The following is an 803-nucleotide window of genomic DNA, read 5'->3' on the forward strand; positions in this document are numbered from 1 at the left end:
TGATGAAGATATAGCCCTTTATGCTCTTATCAATCGTGCCAGAATGATTAAACAAAATAGAATCAGTTTTGTGTAAATAAATGAAATATTTTTCTTATGATTTAGAAAGGATAGAAAATGCTAAGAGATACTAATAAAGATGAAGCGTATTTTACCGAACGTATAATAGAATGGGAAGAAGAAGTTAAAAAAGATGAAAAAAGACTCTTGGAGCTTCCTTTAGGAGATGCAAGAAGGGAAAATTATTTTTTTTCTATAACAGATGGAAAAAAATGTATTGCTATGGATAAATACTCTCGTGGTGATGATATAAATCTGGTTAAAAAAGATTTAGAAGCATACATACTATTAAAACAAGAACATCGTTTAGAAGTGGGGATTGATATTAGCTGGTTTAAGGGAAATGCCCTTGAACTTTGTCTTAGAGTGTTATTAGATATGGACACAACTTGTGTATTAAAATTAGTAGAAGAAGATGAGAGAAAAAGAAAGGATATTCTCAATAGAGATTGGTTTTTACATTTTATGGGTTCTAAGGGTAAGAATTTAAATTTAGAACGCAAATGTATTCGCAAAGAACACGAGCTTATTAAAGAATTTGTAGCAACTAAGGATATTGAGTTTTTACATCAATATATGAAAAAACATACAAGATTAAGAGATCCTCTAGATACTTGGGATCTTGAAGGTGCAGCAATTGTAAAGCTAATGAATTTAGATAAAGAAGAATTTAAACAATATAAATACTTTCCTTATGATTTGATTTAATCTTAGTGGGTTTAAAACCCACAAGACTTTTCATG

At 29.4% G+C, this 803-nt stretch carries 1 protein-coding gene; it reads left to right on the top strand.

Annotated elements, in window-relative coordinates:
• Positions 1-117 precede the first annotated feature (117 nt).
• Entirely contained in the window at positions 118-768 is a 651-nt protein-coding gene (locus AJ888_RS00005; RefSeq protein WP_002871601.1) for a PoNe immunity protein domain-containing protein, read from the top strand.
• Positions 769-803: the final 35 nt, after the last annotated feature.

Source organism: Campylobacter sp. BCW_6467 (genome assembly GCF_001762855.1).
Taxonomy (GTDB): Bacteria; Campylobacterota; Campylobacteria; order Campylobacterales; family Campylobacteraceae; genus Campylobacter_D; species Campylobacter_D jejuni.